23 protein-coding genes and 1 pseudogene are annotated in these 22,960 nt (G+C 36.6%); 20 read left to right on the forward strand and 4 right to left on the reverse strand.

Annotated elements, in window-relative coordinates; all coding sequences use genetic code 11:
* The first annotated feature begins 91 nt into the window (after positions 1–91).
* From A4245_RS00875 to pseI, 9 genes and pseudogenes are all read left to right on the forward strand, one after another.
* Positions 92–682: a class I SAM-dependent methyltransferase gene (locus A4245_RS00875; RefSeq protein ID WP_067724751.1), complete on the forward strand. Its 591-nt coding sequence runs from the start codon at positions 92–94 to the stop codon at positions 680–682.
* Positions 683–1,325: 643 nt separating this feature from the next.
* Positions 1,326–2,270, forward strand: a complete 945-nt coding sequence (locus A4245_RS00880) for a dTDP-glucose 4,6-dehydratase (RefSeq protein ID WP_067724753.1) — start codon at positions 1,326–1,328, stop codon at positions 2,268–2,270.
* Between the two features lie 15 nt (positions 2,271–2,285).
* Positions 2,286–3,494 carry a UDP-4-amino-4,6-dideoxy-N-acetyl-beta-L-altrosamine transaminase gene (pseC, locus tag A4245_RS00885; protein ID WP_067724755.1) on the forward strand — a complete coding sequence of 403 codons (1,209 nt, stop codon included), beginning with the start codon at positions 2,286–2,288 and terminating at the stop codon, positions 3,492–3,494.
* A gap of 2 nt (positions 3,495–3,496) precedes the next feature.
* Positions 3,497–3,611: pseudogene (locus tag A4245_RS19960) on the forward strand (cytidylyltransferase domain-containing protein); the annotation flags it as partial.
* 111 nt (positions 3,612–3,722) lie between these two features.
* A complete protein-coding gene (locus A4245_RS00890) occupies positions 3,723–4,832 on the forward strand; it encodes a polysaccharide pyruvyl transferase family protein (protein WP_067724757.1) in 1,110 nt (369 codons plus the stop codon).
* A gap of 204 nt (positions 4,833–5,036) precedes the next feature.
* Entirely contained in the window at positions 5,037–5,768 is a 732-nt protein-coding gene (locus A4245_RS00895; protein WP_067724759.1) for a cytidylyltransferase domain-containing protein, read from the forward strand.
* Between the two features lie 12 nt (positions 5,769–5,780).
* Positions 5,781–6,860 carry a UDP-2,4-diacetamido-2,4,6-trideoxy-beta-L-altropyranose hydrolase gene (pseG, locus tag A4245_RS00900; RefSeq protein ID WP_067724761.1) on the forward strand — a complete coding sequence of 360 codons (1,080 nt, stop codon included), beginning with the start codon at positions 5,781–5,783 and terminating at the stop codon, positions 6,858–6,860.
* Positions 6,860–7,420: a UDP-4-amino-4,6-dideoxy-N-acetyl-beta-L-altrosamine N-acetyltransferase gene (gene pseH, locus A4245_RS00905; protein WP_234402318.1), complete on the forward strand. Its 561-nt coding sequence runs from the start codon at positions 6,860–6,862 to the stop codon at positions 7,418–7,420. The genes pseG and pseH overlap by 1 nt, the downstream gene beginning before the upstream one ends.
* Positions 7,417–8,466, forward strand: a complete 1,050-nt coding sequence (gene pseI, locus A4245_RS00910; RefSeq protein WP_067724763.1) for a pseudaminic acid synthase — start codon at positions 7,417–7,419, stop codon at positions 8,464–8,466. Before pseH ends, pseI begins: the two co-directional genes overlap by 4 nt.
* Before the next feature lie 713 nt (positions 8,467–9,179).
* Here the strand turns inward: pseI and A4245_RS00915 are convergent.
* Positions 9,180–9,656 (reverse strand): hypothetical protein, encoded by a 477-nt coding sequence (locus tag A4245_RS00915; RefSeq protein WP_199860631.1) that lies wholly within the window; start codon positions 9,654–9,656, stop codon positions 9,180–9,182.
* A gap of 463 nt (positions 9,657–10,119) precedes the next feature.
* Between A4245_RS00915 and A4245_RS00920 the strand changes: the two genes are divergently transcribed.
* From A4245_RS00920 to A4245_RS00940, 5 genes are all read left to right on the forward strand, one after another.
* Positions 10,120–10,803: a BMQ_0737 family morphogenetic spore coat protein gene (locus A4245_RS00920; RefSeq protein ID WP_067724767.1), complete on the forward strand. Its 684-nt coding sequence runs from the start codon at positions 10,120–10,122 to the stop codon at positions 10,801–10,803.
* Positions 10,804–10,870: 67 nt separating this feature from the next.
* On the forward strand, positions 10,871–11,440 hold the full coding sequence (locus A4245_RS00925; protein ID WP_067724769.1) for a hypothetical protein: 570 nt from the start codon (positions 10,871–10,873) through the stop codon (positions 11,438–11,440).
* Positions 11,433–11,750: a hypothetical protein gene (locus A4245_RS00930; protein WP_067724770.1), complete on the forward strand. Its 318-nt coding sequence runs from the start codon at positions 11,433–11,435 to the stop codon at positions 11,748–11,750. The genes A4245_RS00925 and A4245_RS00930 overlap by 8 nt, the downstream gene beginning before the upstream one ends.
* A 69-nt stretch (positions 11,751–11,819) precedes the next feature.
* On the forward strand, positions 11,820–13,097 hold the full coding sequence (locus A4245_RS00935; RefSeq protein WP_067724772.1) for a surface carbohydrate biosynthesis protein: 1,278 nt from the start codon (positions 11,820–11,822) through the stop codon (positions 13,095–13,097).
* A gap of 811 nt (positions 13,098–13,908) precedes the next feature.
* Positions 13,909–15,117: a S8 family peptidase gene (locus tag A4245_RS00940; protein WP_067724775.1), complete on the forward strand. Its 1,209-nt coding sequence runs from the start codon at positions 13,909–13,911 to the stop codon at positions 15,115–15,117.
* 52 nt (positions 15,118–15,169) lie between these two features.
* Here the strand turns inward: A4245_RS00940 and A4245_RS00945 are convergent, their stop codons facing one another.
* The gene (locus A4245_RS00945; RefSeq protein WP_067724777.1) at positions 15,170–16,207 is read right to left on the reverse strand and encodes a C45 family autoproteolytic acyltransferase/hydrolase; all 1,038 of its coding nucleotides are present in this window, start codon (positions 16,205–16,207) and stop codon (positions 15,170–15,172) included.
* 149 nt (positions 16,208–16,356) lie between these two features.
* On the opposite strand from A4245_RS00945, the gene A4245_RS00950 reads away from it, so the two are divergent.
* Positions 16,357–16,998, forward strand: a complete 642-nt coding sequence (locus A4245_RS00950; protein WP_067724779.1) for an endonuclease III domain-containing protein — start codon at positions 16,357–16,359, stop codon at positions 16,996–16,998.
* 14 nt (positions 16,999–17,012) lie between these two features.
* Here A4245_RS00950 and A4245_RS00955 read toward each other — a convergent pair whose 3' ends face one another.
* Both A4245_RS00955 and A4245_RS00960 read right to left on the reverse strand, forming a co-directional pair.
* Positions 17,013–17,270 (reverse strand): hypothetical protein, encoded by a 258-nt coding sequence (locus A4245_RS00955; RefSeq protein ID WP_067724781.1) that lies wholly within the window; start codon positions 17,268–17,270, stop codon positions 17,013–17,015.
* A 106-nt stretch (positions 17,271–17,376) separates the two neighbouring features.
* On the reverse strand, positions 17,377–17,835 hold the full coding sequence (locus tag A4245_RS00960) for a YndM family protein (protein WP_067724783.1): 459 nt from the start codon (positions 17,833–17,835) through the stop codon (positions 17,377–17,379).
* A 110-nt stretch (positions 17,836–17,945) separates the two neighbouring features.
* On the opposite strand from A4245_RS00960, the gene A4245_RS00965 reads away from it, so the two are divergent.
* The 5 genes from A4245_RS00965 (at position 17,946) to A4245_RS00985 (ending at position 22,957) form a co-directional block, all read left to right on the forward strand.
* Positions 17,946–18,164: a YdbC family protein gene (locus A4245_RS00965; RefSeq protein WP_067724784.1), complete on the forward strand. Its 219-nt coding sequence runs from the start codon at positions 17,946–17,948 to the stop codon at positions 18,162–18,164.
* A 485-nt stretch (positions 18,165–18,649) separates the two neighbouring features.
* Entirely contained in the window at positions 18,650–19,489 is an 840-nt protein-coding gene (gene cpaB / locus A4245_RS00970) for a Flp pilus assembly protein CpaB (RefSeq protein WP_067724786.1), read from the forward strand.
* A 39-nt stretch (positions 19,490–19,528) separates the two neighbouring features.
* Positions 19,529–20,662: a CpaE/TadZ family protein gene (locus A4245_RS00975; RefSeq protein ID WP_067724788.1), complete on the forward strand. Its 1,134-nt coding sequence runs from the start codon at positions 19,529–19,531 to the stop codon at positions 20,660–20,662.
* 23 nt (positions 20,663–20,685) lie between these two features.
* Entirely contained in the window at positions 20,686–22,056 is a 1,371-nt protein-coding gene (locus A4245_RS00980) for a TadA family conjugal transfer-associated ATPase (RefSeq protein ID WP_067724789.1), read from the forward strand.
* Entirely contained in the window at positions 22,028–22,957 is a 930-nt protein-coding gene (locus A4245_RS00985) for a type II secretion system F family protein (RefSeq protein ID WP_234402319.1), read from the forward strand. The genes A4245_RS00980 and A4245_RS00985 overlap by 29 nt, the downstream gene beginning before the upstream one ends.
* Positions 22,958–22,960 lie beyond the last annotated feature (3 nt).

Raw genomic sequence — 22,960 nt, forward strand, 5'->3', positions numbered from 1 at the left:
TACGCGTCGCTTCTCAACTCTTTCAGGCGAAGTGAATACCAAGATTTTCTAAATGAAATATTTTAATCTCATTAATAGGAGGAAAAAAGATATGAGTAATAATAGTAAAAAAACGCTTAAAGAAATCCATGATTACTGGATAAACCGAAGTTTACCAGGCCTTTATATTGATAAAGCTGGCCGAAGTGAGTTTTTAATCAATTATGTAAAGAAGTATATCGAGCAAAACGGAAAAATACTTGAAATTGGATGTAATGCAGGAAGAAATTTAAATTATCTTTATAAAAATAATTTTTATAACCTGACTGGAATTGAGATAAGTGAAGAAGCAATTCGTGCACTTAATAAAACCTACCCATTATTAGCCCAAAACGCCAAAATCATTCATTCACCTGTTGAAAATATTATAAAAGAATTGCCTTCAAGAGGATTTGATCTTGTTTTTACTATGGCAGTGCTGGAACATATTCATCCAGATAGTGATTGGATTTTTGAAGACATCGCAAGGATTACCGGGTCTTATCTAATTACTATCGAAGCTGAAACAGCAAAACACTGGCGGATTTTCCCAAGGAATTATAAAAAAATTTTTAAGAAATTCGGTTTAAAACAGGTAGAAGAACATCACTGTGATACAAAATCAGGATTGCGAGGTTACACTCTTAGAGTCTTTAAAAAGTGATCCAACATAAAGAGCAGTTAATTAGATATAAATTCGAATAACCTTTCACAGTACTCGATTCAGATTTCAATTTCTAAAAACACCTAAGGCTTCCATTCGATGTTTGCCTCCTGATATCATAAATCTATAATCGCCAGAACTTTTTTAGAAATGACCTTTTATTTAACTACCCTCATATATTTCTGGTTGATAACCCTTGAAGCCATCTTTTTAAAATACGAATCGTTTTTAAAATTTACTTTCTATGAATTTATCTGTATTCAGCCTAAAATGCTGTTTTATTTTTTGACTCAAGTTCCTATTCCCTCTCGGTCTTAAATAGAAACCACCTGTGGCAAGGAACGCACAGGTAGTTTCTATTTAAGCTTGTCTGAGGTAAACAAGGCGCTTGGCTTTTATCTCTGGGAATAAGATTTTCTTGCTGTTTTCTCATAGCTGGAAGAAATTTTTCTAAGTTTTTTAAGTCATAACTAAGATAGATGAAATGAAATAAGTGTTCTAGTATTCGCATTTACATATCATTTGAAAGAAGAGGTTATTTATGACGTGCTTCGATATTTTGGTTTCAATTACTGTCCACATGAATATAATCCAGTAAGAGGAAATAAGATGTCTTGAGAGGCATTATGAAAGGGTGAGGCTTTTGAACATACTTGTCACAGGCGGGGCAGGTTTTATCGGAAGATGGGTAGTCGACCGACTTTTAAAAGATGGCCACCATGTTTGGGTGTTGGATGATCTTTCGAACGGAAGAATAGAAAACCTGGAGGGTCTGAGAAACCAAAAAAGTTTTATGGGTTTTATCGAAGGAGATATAAAAGATATCCGTATCCTCAATCATTTGTTTATCAATAAATTTGATATTTGTTATCACTTAGCTGCAAGCATCAATGTACAGGACAGCATCGATCATCCTCGAACAACTTTTGATAATGATGTCATTGGCACCTTCAATATTTTGGAGCAATGTAAAAGAAATAATGTGAAGGTTGTATTTATGAGTACATGCATGGTATATGAACGTGCATTGGGCGAGGAAGGGATTAGTGAAACGAATGCAATTAAACCAGCTTCTCCATACGCTGGCTCGAAATTGGCTGCAGAAAATATGGTGTTGTCTTACTATTTTGCCTATAACCTTCCAGTAACGATTATTCGTCCATTCAATACGTATGGGCCTTATCAAAAAACAGGGGGAGAAGGTGGTGTCGTCGCCATTTTTTTAAAAAACAAGTTAGCTGGTAAGCCTTTACTGGTATATGGCGATGGGACGCAAACCCGTGACTTGCTTTATGTAGAAGACTGTGCACGCTTTGTAGTCGAATCTGGTTATTCTAACAAAGTGGATGGAGAAGTTGTTAATGCAGGGCTTGGTAAGGATATCAGCATAAATGCTTTAGCAAAGTTAATGGTTGAGGATGAAAATCATATTAAACATGTTACACATATTCATCCGCAGAGCGAAATACCCAAGTTGCTTTGTGATTACAGTAAAGCTAAAACACTATTGGATTGGGAACCTAAATATAGTTTAGAAGAAGGAATTAAAAAAACAGAAAAATGGATTAAATCAACGGATCTGATATAAGGAAAGGAGCGAAAGATGAAAAAAAAAGAAGCACTTGCTCTTTATGGTGGCAAACCGATAAGAGATTCCTATTTACCATACGGAAAGCAGTGGATTGATGATGATGATATTAAAGCTGTCACCGATGTGTTGAAAAGTGACTTTATTACAACTGGGCCAACCATCTCTCAATTCGAAAAAGCAATTGCGGAATTTGTAGGTGCGAAATATGCTGTAGCATATTCTAGTGGAACTGCTGCTTTATACGCTGCCTGTTTTGCAGCCGGAATTAAGGAAAATGATGAAGTGATAACCACTTCCATGACCTTCGCAGCAAGCTCTAATTGTATTTTGTATGTTGGTGCTCGTCCAGTATTTGCAGATATAGACCCCAAAACATATAATATATCCCCTGAATCCATAAAACCCCTTATCACTGAGAAAACAAAAGCGATCATAACCGTTGACTTTACAGGTCAACCAGCTGAATATGATGAAATTAGTTCTCTCGCCAAAAAACATGGCCTCATTGTCATTGATGATGCTGCACATGCATTAGGTGCTTCCTATAAAGAAAGGCTTATCGGTTCCATCGGTGATATGACAATGTTCAGCTTTCATCCTGTCAAACACATCACTACTGGTGAAGGTGGAATGATCACGACAAATAATGAAGATTATTATGAAAAGTTATTGCTGTTTAGAAGTCATGGAATAACTCGTGATTCTCTGAAACTTAAGGACCATCAGGGGCCCTGGTACTATGAAATGCAAGAACTTGGATTTAATTACCGGATGACAGATATCCAGGCTGCACTTGGGTTAAGTCAAGTGAAAAAGTTAAACACATTTCTTAATAAAAGAAGAGAATATGCAAAAAAATATACCGAAGCCTTTATAGATGTTGATGCTATCCTAACGCCATATCAGCAATCTGACTCTAATTCTAGCTGGCATTTATATATCATACGATTTAAGCTTGAGAAATTAAATGCAGATCGTACCGAAATATTTAAAGCGTTGCAAAAGGAAAACATTGGGGTGAATGTGCATTACATTCCGGTACACTTACATCCTTTTTATCAACAATTAGGGTATGAAAAAGGATTATGTCCAAATGCGGAAAAATTATATCAAGAAATCATTACCCTCCCATTGTTTCCGACAATGTCTGAGCAAGACCTTAATGATGTGATAACTGGGGTAAAAAAGGTGATTTCCTATTATTCTACTGACCTGAGGTGAAAATGAAGGTAGTAGCAATTATACAGCCGAGAGGCTTCAACTCGATTACCAGGGAAAGTTCTTAAAAAAGTACTTGGTAGGCCACTGTTAGCGTATCAGTTAAAACATATTAAAAAAACAGTTAATTAGGATATAATATCAGAAATAGTGTTATATACCCACTTTCTTTGATAACGCTTTAAAAGGTTTTACCCGGTTATCAATTGTTGGAATTTGGAGGTCAAAAAAGTGAAATATTTAATTTTGTCTACGTATCCTTCAACAGGATCGAGAAACTCTGGAGATGACTTACTCGGGAAAAGTTTAATAAAACTTTTAAAAAATATTAAGGGTAAAGATATCCAAGTAGATACCGCATATATCGCAGATACAAATTCTGCTGATAAAGTAGTACTCGATTACAATGCCATATTAGCCCCAGCTTTAAGGCCAACTGTAATAGGCAATTCTGTTGCACCGAAGTTCCGCAATGATTATGTAAAACTGGCCGTTCGTCATAATATGCCGTTTTATGCCATAGGAGCTGGTTGGAGTCAATATCCAGGCACTGTTTCTCAGTCAAAAAGCCTTAAGTTAGATCCAATTGAAAAAGGAACCTTTAAAAAACTTTTTAACCAAAAGAGTGTTGCAAATAGAATATCGTGTAGAGATATTTATACGGAAAACGTTTTAAAAGGTAACGGTATTTCATGTTATGGTACTACTGGAGACCTGGGGTTGTTTGATACTGATTTTTTAGGATTACCTTTTAAACATCCTAATAAAATTAAAAATATTGCCGTTTCGATGCCGCATAATATACATCACCGTTCAAAGGCATACGAAATAGCTATGAAACTAAAAAAAAGATACTCTTGCAATGTTAAATTAGTATTTCACGGGTATTTCGGTAAGTTAGGTTCTTTATTACCAAAAGACTGGTTAGATGGCCAGATTCAAATTATTGATTTAGCTGGAGGAGCAGAAAAACTAAATTATTATGATAAAATTGATTTACATGTTGGATTTAGACTTCATGCACATATTTGGTTTTTAAGAACTCGTAAACCTAGCTTACTTATTGCTGAAGACGGTAGAGGGACTGGACATCTTGCCACAGTTAATGGGCTAGGCTATTCAGCTGTTCCTAATTTTGTTAGTAGTTTGGCAGAATTTCTACCTGAACAAATTAATGGATGGAGGAAATATTTAAGTGAAATTCCTCCTTCTGACGATGTTTATAAGATGTTAGATAACGAAATTAATTCTGGATTTGACCGAACAAAGAATTCATTAAAAATTATTGATCATTTATGGAAAGTAAAAATGAAACCATTTTTAAATACCATTGCTGAATAACTTAGCGCCTATTTTATAAGTACTTCAAAAGGCAATTGAAAAGTAGAACATTAATAAATTATTATAAGTTCAAGCTAAAACAATAATGTCTGCATACTGAAAAAATGTAATAAGGAAACCCTATAACCTTGCCAGAATTTGATAACCTAATAGCTGGAGTGAAAAAGGTGATTTCCTATTATTCTGCTGACCTGAGGTGATAAAATGAAGGTAGTAGCAATTATACAGGCGCGAATGGGGTCCACTCGATTACCTGGGAAAATTCTAAAAAAAGTTTTGGGAAAACCTTTACTGGAGTTTCAATTGGAGCGTGTTAGTAAATCAAATTATATTGATGAGATCCTAGTTGCTACAACTGACCAGTATCAGGACAATGCAATTGTTTCCTTGTGCCAGATGATGAAAATAACGTATTACAGGGGACCAGAGGCAGATGTGTTAAAGAGATATTATAAAGCAGCTAGTCATATAAAAGCAGATATAGTAGTCCGGTTAACTTCTGATTGTCCGCTGATCGATCCGGTACAGATAGACAAAGTCATACAAAGCTATTTTCTTCATCAACACCCACTACAATATGTCTCCAATACATTAAAGCGTACATTGCCAAGAGGTATGGATACAGAGGTATTTTCCTTTCAGGCTTTGAAAGAAGCCTATAAAAAAGCAGAATCAAAAGCCGATCGAGAACATGTGACAAGATACATGATAAATAATCCCCAAGATTTCAACTTAATAAATGTTTCCAACAGCAAAAACTATAGCCATCACCGTTGGACAGTTGATACGCATGAGGACTTTACTCTCATAAAGAAAATTATTGAAACATTATACCCGCATAAACCAGAGTTCACGATGGAAGATACTTTAGAAATACTTGATAAATTTCCAGAATGGCAGTTGATCAATACACATATCCAACAAAAAGAAGATTGAAAGTGTGATTTCATGAATATTTATATAAGGACAGATGCATCGACAGACATTGGGACTGGACACGTCATGAGATGTCTGGTCCTGGCAGAAGACCTCCGTAAGAAAAACGCAAATGTTATATTTATTTGCCGGAAGTTATCCGGCAATTTAATCGAATATATAGAAAGTAAATCATTTACGGTCCTGACATTACCTGCTCCTATGAGTCCTAACTTGGACAAGGACGATATAAATTGGCTGAAAATAAATTGGAAAACAGATGCACTACATACAATCGATTCGATAAATAAGCAACCTGTTGATATAGACTGGTTGATCATTGATCATTATGCAATCGATAAAAAGTGGGAGCGTACAGTTAAGCCATTGGTGAAAAAAATAATGGTGATTGATGACCTGGCGAATCGTCCACATGATTGTGATTTACTGTTAGATCAAAATCTGTATAGAAACTTAGAAGAACGATATGAAAAATGGATTCCAAGTTATACGACAGCTTTATTGGGACCAACATACCTTTTATTAAGACAGGAATTTAGGGATACACAATATATAGAGGAAAAGAACGGCATTATAAAACACTTACTGATATCGTTTGGTGGAAGTGATCCTACAAATGAAACGATGAAAGCGATCAAGGCAATTAAGTTAATTAACCAACCAGAAATTGCAGTTGATATTGTAATTGGTTTTTCTAATCGGAATTATTCAGCTATCAAGGAATATTGTAAAGAAATTCCAAATATAAAGGTGCATTATCAAATTGACTATTTAGCAGAACTTATGGCAAAAGCTGATTTGGCGATTGGAGCAGGTGGTAGCACGACATGGGAAAGATGTTATGCAGGGTTACCAGCTCTTACGATTGAAACAGCAACAAATCAATCGGAAATCTTGTCTTATTTATCAGAGATAGGTGCAATATGTCATTTAGGTCTCAGCAAAGAGGTGACGGGTCAGGATATAGCAAACAATCTAATAAAACTTATCAACCACCCCAATAAGCTGAAGGATATGGTGGATGCTTCAAAATTAATTATGCGTGACTTTAAGGAAAGCCTCGTTGTTGAGCGATTACTTGGGGGTGAATAATGATGATTAATCAGGAAGATTTTCAATTGAAGCCTATAAGTGATCAAGATTTAAAAACCGTACTTCAATGGCGCAATTCTAAAAGAATTAAAACATTTATGTATACAGATCATCAAATTACATGGGATGAACATTGTAAATGGTTCGAAAACGTGAAGAAAGATTCACAGAAGAGAGTACTGCTGCTGTATTATAAAAATCAACCATTAGGGTTAGTTAATTTTACAAATATCGATAAAGAAAATGCACGATGTTATTGGGGATTTTATATAGGAGAAAAAACAGCGCCTAAAGGATCTGGAACCATGATGGGTATTTTAGCTCTGGATAAAATTTTTAATGAAGAAGGAATAAAGAAGGTATGCGCGGAAGTGATTCATACAAATAGTGGGAGTTTCCATTATCACAAGAAATTAGGTTTTGTTACAGAAGGTAGATTTGTCGATCATCTGTGGAAGGATAATCAATATTTGGATGTTATTCCGATGGCTTTATTTAAAGAAAAATGGAAAAAAATGAGAGGTAGACTTTTAAGAGATCTGGAGGGAGGGGTATCATGAAAGCAATCCAATTAGAGGGAAAGGAAGTTGGTAGTGACAAACCACCGTTTATTATAGCAGAAATGTCAGGGAACCATAATCAATCGTTACAACGAGCTTTGAAAATAGTAGAAAGGGCAGCAGAGGCAGGAGCAGATGCATTAAAAATTCAAACCTACACAGCAGATACGATGACATTAAATGATCCAAGTGATGATTTCATGATAAGTGATCCAAAAAGTATCTGGAAAAACAAATCACTATACGAGCTGTATCAGGAAGCATATACACCTTGGGAGTGGCATCAGCCTATTTTTGAACGCTGTAAACAGTTGGGTATGGTAGGTTTCAGCTCGCCGTTTGATGAAACAGCTGTCGATTTCCTGGAATCGCTAGATGTCCCCTGCTATAAAATTGCTTCCTTTGAATGTACTGATTTGCCTTTAATACGGAAGGTAGCTAAAACACATAAGCCAATGATCATCTCAACTGGAATGTGTTCAGCTGCCGAAATAGAAGAAACAGTAAATACTGCGAGGGAAGCAGGTTGCAAGGATTTAATATTACTCAAATGCACAAGCACGTATCCGGCATCTCCAGAAAACACCAATATAAGTACAATTCCCCATATGAGGGATTTATTCCAATGTCAGGTTGGGTTATCTGATCACACAATGGGTAATGGAGTGGCTGTTGCAAGTGTTGCATTGGGAGCATCAATTATTGAAAAGCACTTTACCCTTTCCCGAAAAGAGGGGGGAGTAGATGCCACATTTTCCCTTGAACCCGATGAATTGCAAGCATTGGTTACAGAAACAAAAAGAGCCTGGCAATCACTTGGAACTGTACATTATGGTCCATCAGAGGCTGAAAAATCCTCAGAAAAGTATCGGCGTTCTTTATATGTAACTCAGGATATGAAAGCTGGTGATATATTAACAAAGGAGAACCTCAGAGTGATTCGGCCCGGACATGGGCTCCCACCGAAGTACTATGATATATTATTAGGGAAAAAGGTTGTTCGCGATGTGGAAAAAGGCTCCCCTGTCAGCTGGGATATACTTTAGATCCAATACCGTCCATAGAACCCCTTTGGCTTATCGTTGATAGTTTGCAATGGCTTTAGCTTGGCAGTTAAGAAAAATTATTTTAACTAAATAAGTGCAACTAATGCCGTCACCGAAAGGCATGGTGGCAACTAAGTTTTCTAATGTTCTACTATTATATTAAAAGTTATTTTCTTTCTAATATAGTATTCAGCAGTTTTTGATAAAACGAATCAAAAACTGCTTTTTGAACAACATCTTTCAATATGCAAGACCGCGCCAATAATCCTATTCGGAGGAAAAAAACATTGGTCTTTTTGTTTATCTTATTTTCATGCAGCAGCCACTTCTACCACTTACCTCTATTGGTCTTCTTTTAATAGATGATGAATTGATAACAATTGGATTTTTAGAAGGATTTACAAGTTTATGGTTCTTTATTTTTTTTGGTCGCAAATTTATCAGCTCCTTTGTTTTTTATACTGCATTATAGTATACATGATGCTAAAAAGGTCGGGCTATAGTGATGGTTTTATATAAAAAAGGCATTCTTCACAGCCGGGTGCATCATATTTTGTTATCTGAGCTTTTTCCAATCAAACAGATTACAAAGTAAAAAAGGCGATTATCTATTATAATAACTGAAGGAATAGGTACTGTAGTGGGGTGGGAGTGATAGAAAGCTAGTAGCTGCTCTTTGGACATTTACTGTAAAATTTCGGGAATTTTTTATCTCATTTTTTTTTGGTCGATACTTGCTCAATATGTCTGGAAGATTTAAGCATGTTCTGTAATTGTCTGAATTCGGATTGCTTTGGGGAAAGTTGTATATTCGTATCCTGCGTTTGGTTAGTTAATTTAATGTGTTCTTTTAATTGTAGGATTTCTTCTTGTAACCGATTGATCTCACTTTTCTCCTCTTCCTGTTTTAAAGTCACATGATTTATAGTTTCAACCAGTTCTTTTAATTGTAAGATTTCTTCTTGCAACCGATTGATCTCACTTTTCTCTTCTTCCTGCTTTAAAATCAGATGATTTATGTTTTCAAACAGTTCAGTAACATTCTTCTGCTCAAACTTCTCCATAACTTCATTAATTTCTTTCCTTAAATGAACTACTAAATTGTTCAGGGCATTAACTTTAGCTGAAAGTTCTTTATCCTGAGGTTCATGCTCCCCTTTTTTATTGTAAGTCGCTTTCATTATTCTCACTTCTCCTTTAAGTTTAAAATTTTTAACATTTAATGATAAACCATTTTTCGCCTTAAGGTAATCATCTATCGAATCCTTAATTTTTAAGGATTCGATCGAGTGCTTGTAGGATTCAAGATGTTGATTGAATTAGATGACGTTAAGAATGTTATCTAATTTGTATTACTCCACCATTAATCACCCTTTTACAGTACAGTAATATATTATTGATAAAGCATAAATACGTGACAAATGTGCAAATTGTAGCCACTTTTTTTCTGTTATTCTAATTCCATGCATCGTTTACTTGTTTGAAGCTAAAAAGTACACGTTTGGATGTTTTGTTTACACGGAAACTGCTTTTACTTATGATATTTTCCTTACTTAATATCAAGAAATTCCGCTAAATCATTATACGACTTGGTGCATTCTTACATATGCTACGAATGAAAGAAAATAAACTTATTCGGAGGTGTTTTCAGATATGCAACCAGAAAAAGTAAAAATGGATAAAGAACTCCTGTGTATCAACACAGAGAAGGTATATGACTGGATTCTTAACGAGGCGACGTTTGATTTAAGCTTGGCTGATTTGGAATTGCCGATTAACCCTGCTACTGGTGCTCAATTAGAGTGTGACGACATTGATGTTGATACGGTGACTTGTACGGTTGAACCTGCTGCTGTGGATCCAATTGTCATTTTGGATCGAGTGGATCAGCATTTCGTTATCGATGGCGAACCGGTGACTCTTCAGTTGGTAAACATTCGTAAAAACTTTGAAGTAACTATTTCTGTAAACTTAATACCAGAACTTGGAGGTACAACGTTGGAAGTCGGTACTGCAGAATTCACGCGTTGTGAACAAGTGATTCTTTGTGCACCAGATGGTACAGATGTGAATGTAACTTACACAGATTTAGATTGCTTTGTATGTACAGCTATCTGCGATCCTACAACAACAGCAACACCTGATGAACTAGATGTGACAGTTACTGTTCGTCTGTGCCAAAGTATTCAATCAGTTTTCGAGGTAACATTGGAGATTGTCGCTGACTTCTGTCAACCAAGGGATCTACTTCCAATCGCTCCATGCCCAGCACCTACAATTCCGCCTCAATGCCCGGTGGTTTTCCCTAACACTGCTGCCAGTGGTGATAAGTATTAAGCTTCAAGCATAGATATAAAGAGAGGAGTTACTTCTCTCTTTATTTTTTTTTAGGGGTGATAATTTAATGAAAACCGCAGATAATGTATGGGAAAAAATTGTTGAGTTGCAAGAAATGAACACTTCATATCTAAAAAAAATTAAATCATTGGTAACGGAAAAGAAAGCATTGAGCGATTTTCAGGTTATCTGTTATTTTACATATTCGCTAAATATATTTCATGAACAGGGAAACGAAAATTACTGCCTAGGTTCTTTTCATATTCAGAATTTAGGTGGAAGACCGCTTACTAATCCATATATTTGCATAAAAATATCCCCAGGTTCTCCTTTCGACTTTTCTGGAAAATATCTATACAAGGATTCCAAGCAGAAAATGAGAATGACGGACGCTTGGGAACGAATAAACGATCCAATGGATAAACAGGAGTATTGGCTGAAACCTGTTGAGAAAAACGTGCTTAACCCTTCTGAAACGCTCTCTTTCTCAAATTTTCAAATGAGATGGCTTCCGGAATCTTCCTATGCAGGGAGTATTATGGGATTCACTTATGGTGATGAGGAAAAAGATGGAATTAGCTCCCTTAACCAAATCAATATTAGTGGAACGATAATCAAGGAGGGTGGAAATGAGTAATAACCAAAACAATCCAGACCGGCAAAAATTAATTAAACAATTAATCGAACGCTTTGAGAAAGAACAATTGGAAGAACTACAGGATGACAAAGGGAAAAATGACAATAGCTTCGTTTTTTTGGAAAAAAACACACTTCAAATGTTTATTACTTTCATGCTAATGCTTTTGGATAAACAGCATAATCCAGATGTCAGAGAGGCTGGAGCTGAATCATCTTTTTTTAAAGAATTATTATCTTATCTTGAATCAATAACCGAAGAAAACCAAAAGACTTTTGAGGAACTCATTCATATATTAAAAGAAAACTAAATTCTGCATATTAAAGAAATCACTTTCGAGATATGCTGTTTTGCATTTTAATGTTACGAGGTGAATGAGATGGGTAACTTTAAAGGGTGGTTATATCTTCCGGTAGAAATAAAGGTTAGAGAATTAGATGCTAAGTTACTTTTAGCATATTATGCTGCAATAGAAGGCTATTATGTCATTATAGGTGAGCATAGGATGGTTGAGTTAGCATCAACCGTGTATCCTAATGGTATCTTCTTTTCAAAAGGCTACCCAAAAGGATTTAGAAAAAGAATTATTACGAACGCAAAAAGCAATGGTCATATGGTAGTTGAACTGGACGAAGAAGGGTTAATATTGAGTAATACAACTCAATACTTAAATGACAGAATGAAATTAGAGATGCTTCATTCGATCACACAAGAATATTGTTGGGGAGAGTTTCAAAAAGAAACCATTACGAATGCTGCTCCGACATTTGCAAGCAACTGTCATATTGTAGGTCATCCAAGATTTGACCTTTTAAAGTCAAAGTTCAGGCCTTTATATAAAAAAGATGTAGAAGATATAAGAAATAAGTATCATGAGTTTGTTTTAATCAATACGAGATTTTCACTCTATAACTCCATAACAGAAAAGAAAAATCAAAATACGGATGCACTCACCTTGTATATTAAGTGCTTATATCATCATTTCTTGAAGTTGGTCAAAGTTATGTGTGAGAGATTTCCTAATACGAATTTTATTGTAAGGCCACATCCAGGAGAGAGTATAAACTCTTACCGCGCAATATTTTCCCAATACCCTAATGTACATGTTATTCATGAAGGAAATATTATTAAGTGGCTGATGGCTGCGGAAGTGATTGTACAAAATGGCTGCACTTCAAGCATCGAAGCTTTTCTGGCTGGAAAGCCTATAATTTCATATATACCAATTACCTCTGAAGCATACGATGTAGTATTTCTTAATGAATTAGGGATTAAAGCTAAGAATACAAAAGAGGTTACTAACATATTAGAGACAATGATCAATAAAAGTATTGCTGATAATATTCATAAAGAACAAAGAAAAGAGAGCGAAAAATATTTAAGTAAATATTATAAATGGTCGAATGAGGAATTTTCATACGTTGAGATATTACGTTTATTAAGTACCATTAAACCGACGCCGTTTTCTGAAAGATTATCTCCACCACAAAAAACTCTTTATTTAAAGGAAAACAAGAAAGTGAAACATTTTTTTTCATCACTCACAAAATCGGAAATACAGCTTTTTTTTAGTAAATTAAACGAAGTAGAGAACTGCAATAGTCATTTTAATATTAACAAGTTAGGAAAAAATCTATACGAAATCCAAAAAAAGTAAATTTCGGTTTGAGGGAATGAACGCTACATTAAGCTATGCTACTTAGAATGAGATGAGATTTACCGGTAATAATTACAAGCATCTAATCCTAACCTCTTCTTCTGTTTTTAACACAGTGCAAATCCCAACTAACGGTTTCATTCCTTTACGACTAGTGAGTTCAATATTCACTATATACTATGTAGTAATTAATGGATTGGTAAGGTCAACCTCCCATTATATAAGTACATTTAATGTAGTAACGGGGGGATACTCCGCCCATACCTTTATTTAATTTGAAGCATATACTAATTGAGTCCATGGGAAGAGAGGTGAATTAATTGAGTAGTAATAAAAAATATAAAGCAGTTCAGAAGACTCAAACAAAAGGTTGTGGATGTGGATCAAGTCAAGCACCGAAGTCATTTCGCCTCAAGGTTACATCGAATACAAGTTGGGGAATAAATCGAAAATCAACTAAATCCAATCCTTTACGGTAAGCACTTCACAAAAATTAATTGAATAAATAACAAACCAATGGTAGTTGCCATTGGTTTGTTATTTAAGGGGATTTTTATAGAACAGATTGCAATATTGAAAGACTGTTAAGGTTCATCAAATATCACATCAGATTTCAGTTAAGGTAAACGATATTTCATGTGGGTGAGCATTGTCGAAGGGCTGTGAAACTTGTTTCTTAATCTTAGAAAACCGAATCATAGGTTGATCGATTACAAGAGCTTTCTACCTTGATTTTCCCAACCTTTTTTAGGATGATATTCCTTCTTTTAAGGGAACTAGTAGGGTGAACCTTAAAAAAAGGAGGAGCATCATGAATAAAACGTTCTTGGGAGCAATAACAGCAGCGTTAGTAATATCTTTTTCTCCGTTTGCCAGTGAAGCATCAAGCGGAAAAGGCTTAAATGAGCCAAGTAAAAATCCTTCTGTTGAAAAAGCAGCGGAAAAAGGATCCTATGCTAAAGGGGAGGTCATTGTAAAGTTTAAAGATAAACTCTCTAAAAACAGTCAGCAATCCATTGTAAGTGGTGTAGGTGCAAAAAGTGTAGAAGATGAAGATATTGTAGAATCTCCATTTACAGTACTGGAAGTGGGAAATGTTGAGGCTGTTGTACATGCATTGAACAAGAATCCCAATGTGGAATACGCGGAACCAAATTACGAAATGAGAATGGCCTCGACACCTAATGATCCTTATTTCAGCCCGTATTATCAATATGGTTTATTTACTACAGACACATACCTGGCCTGGGATTTGACAAGAGGTGACAGTGAACAGGAAATTGCAATACTTGATACAGGTGTAGACTATAATCATGAAGATTTAAATGATAAAACTGTTATTGGCTATAATTTCGTAAACAATGATTATCATCCGATTGATCGTAATGGCCATGGAACACATGTAGCTGGAATCGCAGCAGCCGAGACGAATAACGGAATGGGAATTGCAGGTACGGCTCCTGAAACTAGCATTCTAGCTGTTCAAGTTTTGGATTACAGTGGGAGCGGAACATTGGATGATGTCGCCGATGGAATTATTTTCGCTGCTGACAATGGTGCTGAAGTTATTAATCTATCACTGGGATGTGACTGTAATTCTCAAACAATGGAAGATGCCGTTGACTATGCATGGGACAAAGGTTCAGTGCTGGTTGCAGCGTCAGGTAATGACGGTGTTTCAACAACATTTGAACCGGCTTCCTATGAAAATGTAATTGCGGTAGGAGCCGTAGATCGTAATAACAATATTGCCGGTTTCTCAAATTATGGAACATGGGTAGATGTCATGGCACCTGGGGTAGATATCGCATCAACATATATACATTATGGATATGTATATATGTCAGGTACATCAATGGCTTCACCAAATGTAGCTGGTCTTGCTGGACTTCTCGCCGGACAGGGAAGAGATAACGAAGAAATAAGAAACGCAATTGAAGACACTGCCAACTACATGAGTGGAATCGGCTCTTATGTGGAACACGGATTAATCAATTCCTATGACGCAGTAAATTATTAAAAAGGTGCCGTCACTTCCCCATTCGACAAATTTCGGGGAGTGACAGGCACCTTTATATATTTATGAAGGGGTTGGTGGAATCGAGACTTCCTTTGATCTTTGTTGCATGGAGTTTATCTCCGTTCAGCCATTTGCTGAAATCAAAGATGAGTGGTTGTCTGTCCCCGCCAAGAGCTATCCACGCCTTCATTTCCTTCGGTAAATATGCAGCAGTATGAAGCGTTCCGGCCCAAGCACCGTATTTTTTGGAAAAGATCCCCTGATCGGTATCATTAAGCATACGGTAAGCAGTGTAAGGGTCTGCAATATTTTTTTGCTGTCCTTCCATCAGTTCCTGCCTTCTTAGTGAATCATCCATTCGATAGCGGTTTTCCCCAATTAATTCCTCGAAATGGTTGGTGCATACATTAGCATTCCGAATGCTCACTTCCCTAGGTGATACTTCTGCAATTACAGATGCACCTGTCTGATCCAGTAGAACATAACTGAAAGAGTGGCGGTGTGGGATTTCCTTCATGAGCGATACTGCTTCCTCTACATTGGCACAAGTCTCCAGAACGATTCGTCCAATCATGTTGCAGACAAATCCATCATCCGATTTTTTCCGGTTCACAAAGTTATATCCCATTGCCAGCCCTTTCTCATTCAAACCATCTGTACGGCCGGTGATCTGCATGGAGGGACCAATTACTGCATATCCATCATCAGTCGGCTCATAAAGGATATACCTTCCTTCATAAGACTCGGGAGCATTGTCATAATTACGTATCATATAATCAGAATCGGTGAAAATGGAACAACCGCTCCGCCCATATTCATAATAATACCCTCCAAATTCACGAATGGCATGCTCCATGTCCATGGACAAAGCATCAGCAAGACCATGAAGTTCTTCCCATATAGAAGGGGCAAAACGTGCGAATGCCTGCTGCACTTCACTTTCTTCAAAAAGATAATGTCTCCATCGCGATTTCCATTGTTTTTTTCGATTTGGCAGTATGGGGGAATTTTTCAATCGCTCCCCCTGCATGTATCCGAAATCATAATGATTACCACGAAATTGAATAATATCACTAAATACTTTCGTCATCGTATTTCTCCTTTATTACCAATGGCTAAGGAAAGTTTACTTTATATGGAGAGTTATGGGAATGATTTTGCTTCAATAAGGGTATACGATAAAATACGATTCATATGTGAAAGCTCTTCTTTTTACGCATCAGGAAGGAGGAATACATAATGCAACATAGATTTCAATCAATTTACGACAGATTATTGGATCATTATGGACCGCAAAGCTGGTGGCCTGCAGACACACCTTTTGAGATGATGATCGGATCGATACTCGTTCAAAATACAAATTGGAGAAATGTCAACAAGGCGCTTTTACAATTAAGACCTCATTTAGAGCCTGTATTGATTGATAAGATGCCGATTGACAAACTGGCACAGATTATCCGTTCAAGCGGCTTTTTCAATATAAAAGCTAAACGGATAAAGGCGTTTATAGACTGGTTTAAAGATTATGATTATGACATAGGGCAATTAAAAAAGAAAGATAAAAACCAATTGCGCTATGAGCTTTTGAAAATTAACGGGATTGGCCGGGAAACTGCAGATGTGATGCTGTTATATGCATTCCACAAACCAATTTTTGTCGTGGATGCATATGCGAGAAGGATATTCTACAGAATAGGATTTGATATGCCGACCACCTATGATGGGTTTAGGATGGTGGTTGAAAAAGCATTACCAAGTGATCTCCAGTTATACAATGAGTATCATGCTTTACTAGTACAACATGCAAAAGAGCATTGCAAATCATCCCCCATATGTAAAGGATGTCCATTGAACACTATATGTGAGCAACGATTGAATTAGGGTTAAGAGAAATTTTAAGTACTCCCCTTTTTTTGTATTTCATCAATTTTCCGTTGCAGCTCATCAATTTGCTTTTGCATCTGGATAAATTGTTGATTGCTAATATGGTTATCGTTAGTTCCTTGCGTCTGATGATTATCTAAAAATCTTTGTTCATATATAATCGTGGATCCTACAAAAGAAATAACGCTGCCAATCGTAGTAATCATACCACCATAATAGAGAAGCTTATCACCAAAATCTGTTGGAATATTCCTGTTTGGATTGTTCATAACACTGCACTCCTGTTAATGTTTATAAAACAGCATATGTCTTGAACAAGGAAAGATTTACAAAAACATGCTCGATAATAAACAATGCAATGCAACAAATTTTCATTTAATTATGCTTATTTTTCTTAGGTTTACGTTTTAAATCATGTATATTTTCTTCTTCAGCAATTTCCGTCTGCATCTGCATACGGCGAAAATTTCCGAGATGATCTTCTGTATCAGTCAATACTTTTTCCTTCATATAAATATGGAATATCGCTTCACTTATAGCTATACCGAACCCTGTCGACAATGCTGCCGCTAAGATGGAGGGGCCATTCCCAATAAAAACAATACTTAGAATCCAGACTGAAAGAGTGACAAGGGCAAAGTCTGCTGCAGCTGCAATAAAATAACCAAATCTGGAGAGGAGGAAGAGATCGCCAATGAGATAGGCTATCCCGGTTAAAAGTATACTCATGAAAAGGATTTCTCCAAGTCCAGCCGTCAAAAAAATCGGTAAGATAGAAAAAAGAACAATGGAAGTGATCACAAACTTTATACCTAATGCTTTTAAGTGTCTCAATGATTTAACTTCCTTTCAAAGAAAGATAATTGGAATCTGTATTTAGCATTTGGATTTTTTGCTTAACTATACAACGTGATTTACAATACACTTAAAGGAGTCGATTTGACGTGGCAGAGCTGAAATATGAAATCATTGAAACAATTGCAGTACTTTCCGAATCACCAAAAGGATGGACGAAGGAGCTAAACCTGATCAGCTGGAATGGAAGAGAACCCAAATATGATTTGCGGGACTGGGCACCAGGAAAAGAGAAAATGGGTAAAGGAGTAACAATTTCCGATAAGGAATTAAAAAAATTGCAAGAAGTATTGGCCACATGGAAATAATCAGAGAATCCTACATGGTATCCCAGGAATAATTAAGAATAATACTCTCGATGGTAAAGTTTTATAAACATATATAGAAAATGACCAGCAGCAGTTCTTTTGAACTACTGCTTTTTTTTGAGAATAAATACAGTAATTACTTTTTACTACTTAATAACCAACATATACTATCTTCTACATTAAATTTAATTTTATAGAGAGAAAACAAATATTTCAAAAAATAAATCCTAAGTATGATAATTTTTTACATACTTTTATTATTTGGTATTTATTGGTAAAAGTATGGGACCTTTTATATTAAAATACTTAATTTTCAGTTATCTGTTCTTCGTGATACTCTGATGGGGCAGGACTTTATAATTACATAATTCTCCCTACAATTTGTCACATATTTGACATATTATTTCAATGTGTAATTATTTAATTATTATAAGAAATAAAGTTTTCAAATACATAGAAATTAATGTGGAAAAGAGGACTTCAAATTGCTGGAATCAAAACGTAAAGCACTTATTTTCTTTTTAATTGCAATTCTACTTGCGGCTGCATCTGGTTTTCTGGTATTGCAAAAAGTTCAAGATTTAAACAGCAACCTAGGAACGATGGTAAATATTTATGTAGCAAATGGAAATATTGGTTCTCGCCAAGTGATAACACCTGACGACTTAACCACTGATGAAATTCCTAATAAGTATTTGCGCGAGGAGCATGTTACAAATGTGGAGGAATTAATCAATAAAGTTTCTACTGTCCCGCTTTCAGAAGGTGACATTATTACCAAGAACATGCTCAAAGATGCTTCGGCTGTAACCGATGTGGATAATAGGCTGATTTCATTACTCCAATCAGATAAGGTCTTCTTTGATGAAGAGTTAACTGCATTGGACCGTGTAGATATTTTGGTATCACATAACTTGGAAAAAGAACCAATCACAGAGGTATTTTTGGATGATGTAAAAGTGGCTCGGGTTGCCGCTGATTCAGATAAGCAATTTTCTGGCGTCCAGGTGGAGGTACCTTATGAAGTTGTACCGGAACTAATACATATGCAAAATTACGCCGATAGTATGCGAATCGTAAAAGCAAATGTAGGACAATTGGCAGTGCCAGAAGAAAGTGGCAATGAAGCCGAAGCAGCAACTGAAGAAACAGATGATAAAGAGGCTAAAGCTACTCCTGAAGAAACTACTGAGAAAAAGGAAGAGAGCGAAAGCACTAAAGAGAAGCAGGCAGCGGAGACCGAAGAAGCAAAAGCCGAAGAGGAAAAGCCTGAAAGTAAAGAGCCTGAAAACACAAAGAAGGAAGAGCAAAATACGGATGAGTAATCCTATTTTGCATCATGATCAATGGGTGGAGGAAGTTGTATGAAGGTGGCAAATGATATTTATGTTGTTGGTGAGAATGAAGAACTTATATCATCCATACAAGAACGAGTCAGGGAAGCATATCGATTGCACTTTGTTTCTGCAGCAGATTTAAAAAAGTATGATGCCCAGGTAATTGTTATTGTTAATTCGGAAAAAAATTCTGCTGTTGAAGATGCTCAACTTATTTTGTCGAATTTTCCACATGCTTCTATTATTTGTGTAAATGATAAAGAGAATTTTGAAGTATTACGCGGACTGATTCGTTTAGGTGTTTCAGACTACTATGTTTTTCCTGGCGAAGAAATTATCTTTATGGAAAAACTTGATGCCACTGCTAAAGCAGCTGCTGCTATTAACGAACTGAATGCCGACCAGACATCATTCAAGCGAGGCGGCGGAAAGGTTTTTGCCTTTTATAGTGGAAGTGGCGGGGTAGGGAAATCCTTAATCAGTACCACGTTTGCCCAAACGCTTAAATTGGAATCAACTGCAAATGTTTTATATATTGATCTGAATTTACAGTATGGTGGCGCAGAAACTTACCTTAGTATCGATAGTAACAGATCAATGGTTGACTTACTTCCCGTAGTTGATGAATTGGGAGAACATCATATCAGAAATGTTGCGGAAATCGAAAAACATTCGAACCTGCAAGTGTTGGTAAGTCCGAGGGATGCGGAGATGGCAGAGAAAATAAGTGAGGATTTTATATTCGGATTAATCCGAGCAAGTAAACGCAGCTATGATTTTATCATTATTGATTTGCCTGCGTGGATGGATGAAAAAGTATTTGCAGCTTTAGAAGAAGCAAATAAAATCTACTATATAATGAATTTAGATACAGTAGCAATTCGGGTGCTGAATCATGTCGAAAAGTTATTCAAACAGTTAGGAATCGTGACACAAGACCGTTTAGAGCTAGTCATGAATTTTAAAGGTAAAGATAAAGAGTTAACGAAAAAAGATATGGAAAAATTCGTTGAATATACAATTGCCGCTGAGATTAGAAGAGATAAAGGGCTTCAGCAATATATCAATCAAGGTGAGCCGCTGAGGAAAGAGCCAAAAGAGAAAAAGCTTACTACCGTAGCAAAGGATGTACATAAATGGGTTCACTCCATGCTGAAATAAGCATTACATAAGGAGGTGGGGACATGGCGCTTTTTCAACGAAATGCTAAAGAAAAAATGACGGAAGAAACAGAATCAAGTTTTATAGCGACATCCGGTTATATTGATGATCTGGTAGAGCATTATAAAACAAGACTGCTGACAGAGGTTAATCTAGAACAGATTAATCGTTTAGGTGAGTCAGATAAACGTTTGAGAATTGAGCGGTATATCAACCAATTTATGACGGAAGAAAAAGTAGTCATTCCCAGACAAGATAAAGACTCACTCCTTTCCAAATTAATCGATGAAAGTGTAGGGTTTGGGCCACTGGAGCCTTTGCTTAAGGATGATGCCATTACAGAAATTCTAGTGAATGGTCCTAAGGAAATATACGTGGAAAGAAAGGGAAGACTTGAACGGTCGAAGGTAAATTTCAAAGATGAATCACATGTAAGACATATTGTCGATCGAGTGGTAGCCCCATTAGGTAGGAGGATTGATGAAAGCTCGCCAATGGTAGATGCAAGGCTACCTGATGGAAGTCGTGTGAATGCGGTTATTTCTCCTGTCAGCCTGGATGGAACAATTGTATCAATCAGGAAGTTCAGGAAAAATCCATTCGCCATGGATGATTTGGAAGAGCATCATACGTTTACAAGTGATATGTCCGTTTTTATGCAGGCACTGGTAGAAACGAAATTGAATGTTTTAATTTCAGGGGGGACAGGCAGCGGTAAGACCACATTATTAAACGCATTGGCACAATCTATCCCAAATGGGGAACGAGTGATTACTATTGAGGATTCTGCAGAGTTAAAGCTGGACCGTGCCAATGTGGTGCGAATGGAATCGCGTCCACCAAACGTCGAAGGATCCGGAGAAATAACCACCAGGCAGCTTGTAAAAAACGCTTTGCGGATGCGGCCTGATCGAATTATTGTTGGTGAAGTGCGTGGATCTGAAGCATTCGATATGCTTCAGGCGATGAATACGGGTCATGAAGGCTCCTTGACAACCGTGCATTCCAACACACCAATTGACGCAATCAGTCGTGTGGAAGGAATGGTTGTCATGGCAGGTTTGGATTTGCCTACACATATTATCCGGGATTATATTGCTGGAGCATTGGATTATATCATACAGGTCCAACGGTTGACGGATGGAACACGGCGGGTCACTAATATCTCCGAGGTTGAAAAAATAGAAGGCAATAAAATTCAAGTACGCGATATTTTCCGTTTCCAGCGTACTGGAGTGAAGGCAGATGGAATGATACAGGGTTATTATACATCAACTGGGATTATCCCAAAATGTATCCCACATCTGCAGGTTTACGGGTTGAACCTGAGCATGAATATCTTTACACCTGAGGAGGGAATGGCGGATGAACATAGCAGTGTCTATACTCTATAGTTTAGCAGTACTTTCACTTCTCCTGTTTGCCTACTATTACTTAGGTTATCGCTCCCAAAAGAAAGAATGGAAATTAAAAGTAAAAGAGTGGTATCCGGAAGAACAGCGCAAGAGCATGATAAGCAAGCTGGGAGACCGTTTTGATGAACGGGAGTCGTCGAAGGCTTTAGGCCATAAACTGCAAAGTGCCAACGTAAAGCTTTTGCCTTCTGAATATATCGCTGCTCTATTCGTAGGTGGAATGACGGTATTTGTATTCTTCTATACGATCTTCAACATGCCAGCGGCAATCAGTTTGTTGTTATCTGCTTTGTTGATGACCGCTACGAATTATCTATTATTCTATATTAGAAAAAACAACTATGAAATCCGTTTTAATGAACAACTGGGAGAAGTGTGCAGGTTACTCGGAAATGCAGCACGATCAGGTATGACGATTAATCAGGGAATTGATATCGTCGCAAAGGAAGTACCCGCACCAGCCGGGAATGAATTCAAACAAATTTCCAATGAATTGAAACTTGGTGTTCCGCTGGAGCCCGCATTACGATCTGTCCAGAAAAGAAATAAGTCACGGGATTTCAATTTGTTCATCGCAACATTGCTTATACAGAAAAAAACGGGAGGAAACTTAGCCCGCACCCTGGAAACGATGGGAGAAACCTTCGAAGAGCGAAAGGTACTGAACCAAACGATAAAAACGATGACTGCAGAACAGAAATATATTTCCTTTATTGTACCGGCCATGCCTGTATTTCTATTACTTGTTATGAACAATATTATTGATGACTTTATTGAACCATTATGGTCAGGGCTGGGAGTCATTTTATTAATAGTATTTATCGGAGCAATTATCCTGTCATTTATTTTAATCCGAAAAATAACAGATATAAGGGTGTAGCCA

Origin of the sequence: Oceanobacillus damuensis (genome assembly GCF_001618145.1) — a bacterium.
In the GTDB taxonomy this organism is placed as follows: Bacteria; Bacillota; Bacilli; order Bacillales; family Amphibacillaceae; genus Oceanobacillus; species Oceanobacillus damuensis.

Bases quoted from the DNA above. Each gene is read 5' to 3' on its own strand.
- A4245_RS00875 (WP_067724751.1), top strand. From the start codon at position 92: ATGAGTAATAATAGTAAAAAAACGCTTAAAGAAATCCATGATTACTGG.
- pseC (WP_067724755.1), top strand. From the start codon at position 2,286: ATGAAAAAAAAAGAAGCACTTGCTCTTTATGGTGGCAAACCGATAAGA.
- A4245_RS00895 (WP_067724759.1), top strand. From the start codon at position 5,037: ATGAAGGTAGTAGCAATTATACAGGCGCGAATGGGGTCCACTCGATTA.
- pseG (WP_067724761.1), top strand. From the start codon at position 5,781: ATGAATATTTATATAAGGACAGATGCATCGACAGACATTGGGACTGGA.
- pseH (WP_234402318.1), top strand. From the start codon at position 6,860: ATGATGATTAATCAGGAAGATTTTCAATTGAAGCCTATAAGTGATCAA.
- pseI (WP_067724763.1), top strand. From the start codon at position 7,417: ATGAAAGCAATCCAATTAGAGGGAAAGGAAGTTGGTAGTGACAAACCA.
- A4245_RS00920 (WP_067724767.1), top strand. From the start codon at position 10,120: ATGCAACCAGAAAAAGTAAAAATGGATAAAGAACTCCTGTGTATCAAC.
- A4245_RS00925 (WP_067724769.1), top strand. From the start codon at position 10,871: ATGAAAACCGCAGATAATGTATGGGAAAAAATTGTTGAGTTGCAAGAA.
- A4245_RS00930 (WP_067724770.1), top strand. From the start codon at position 11,433: ATGAGTAATAACCAAAACAATCCAGACCGGCAAAAATTAATTAAACAA.
- A4245_RS00935 (WP_067724772.1), top strand. From the start codon at position 11,820: ATGGGTAACTTTAAAGGGTGGTTATATCTTCCGGTAGAAATAAAGGTT.
- A4245_RS00940 (WP_067724775.1), top strand. From the start codon at position 13,909: ATGAATAAAACGTTCTTGGGAGCAATAACAGCAGCGTTAGTAATATCT.
- A4245_RS00945 (WP_067724777.1), bottom strand. From the start codon at position 16,207: ATGACGAAAGTATTTAGTGATATTATTCAATTTCGTGGTAATCATTAT.
- A4245_RS00950 (WP_067724779.1), top strand. From the start codon at position 16,357: ATGCAACATAGATTTCAATCAATTTACGACAGATTATTGGATCATTAT.
- A4245_RS00955 (WP_067724781.1), bottom strand. From the start codon at position 17,270: ATGAACAATCCAAACAGGAATATTCCAACAGATTTTGGTGATAAGCTT.
- A4245_RS00975 (WP_067724788.1), top strand. From the start codon at position 19,529: ATGAAGGTGGCAAATGATATTTATGTTGTTGGTGAGAATGAAGAACTT.
- A4245_RS00980 (WP_067724789.1), top strand. From the start codon at position 20,686: ATGGCGCTTTTTCAACGAAATGCTAAAGAAAAAATGACGGAAGAAACA.
- A4245_RS00985 (WP_234402319.1), top strand. From the start codon at position 22,028: ATGAACATAGCAGTGTCTATACTCTATAGTTTAGCAGTACTTTCACTT.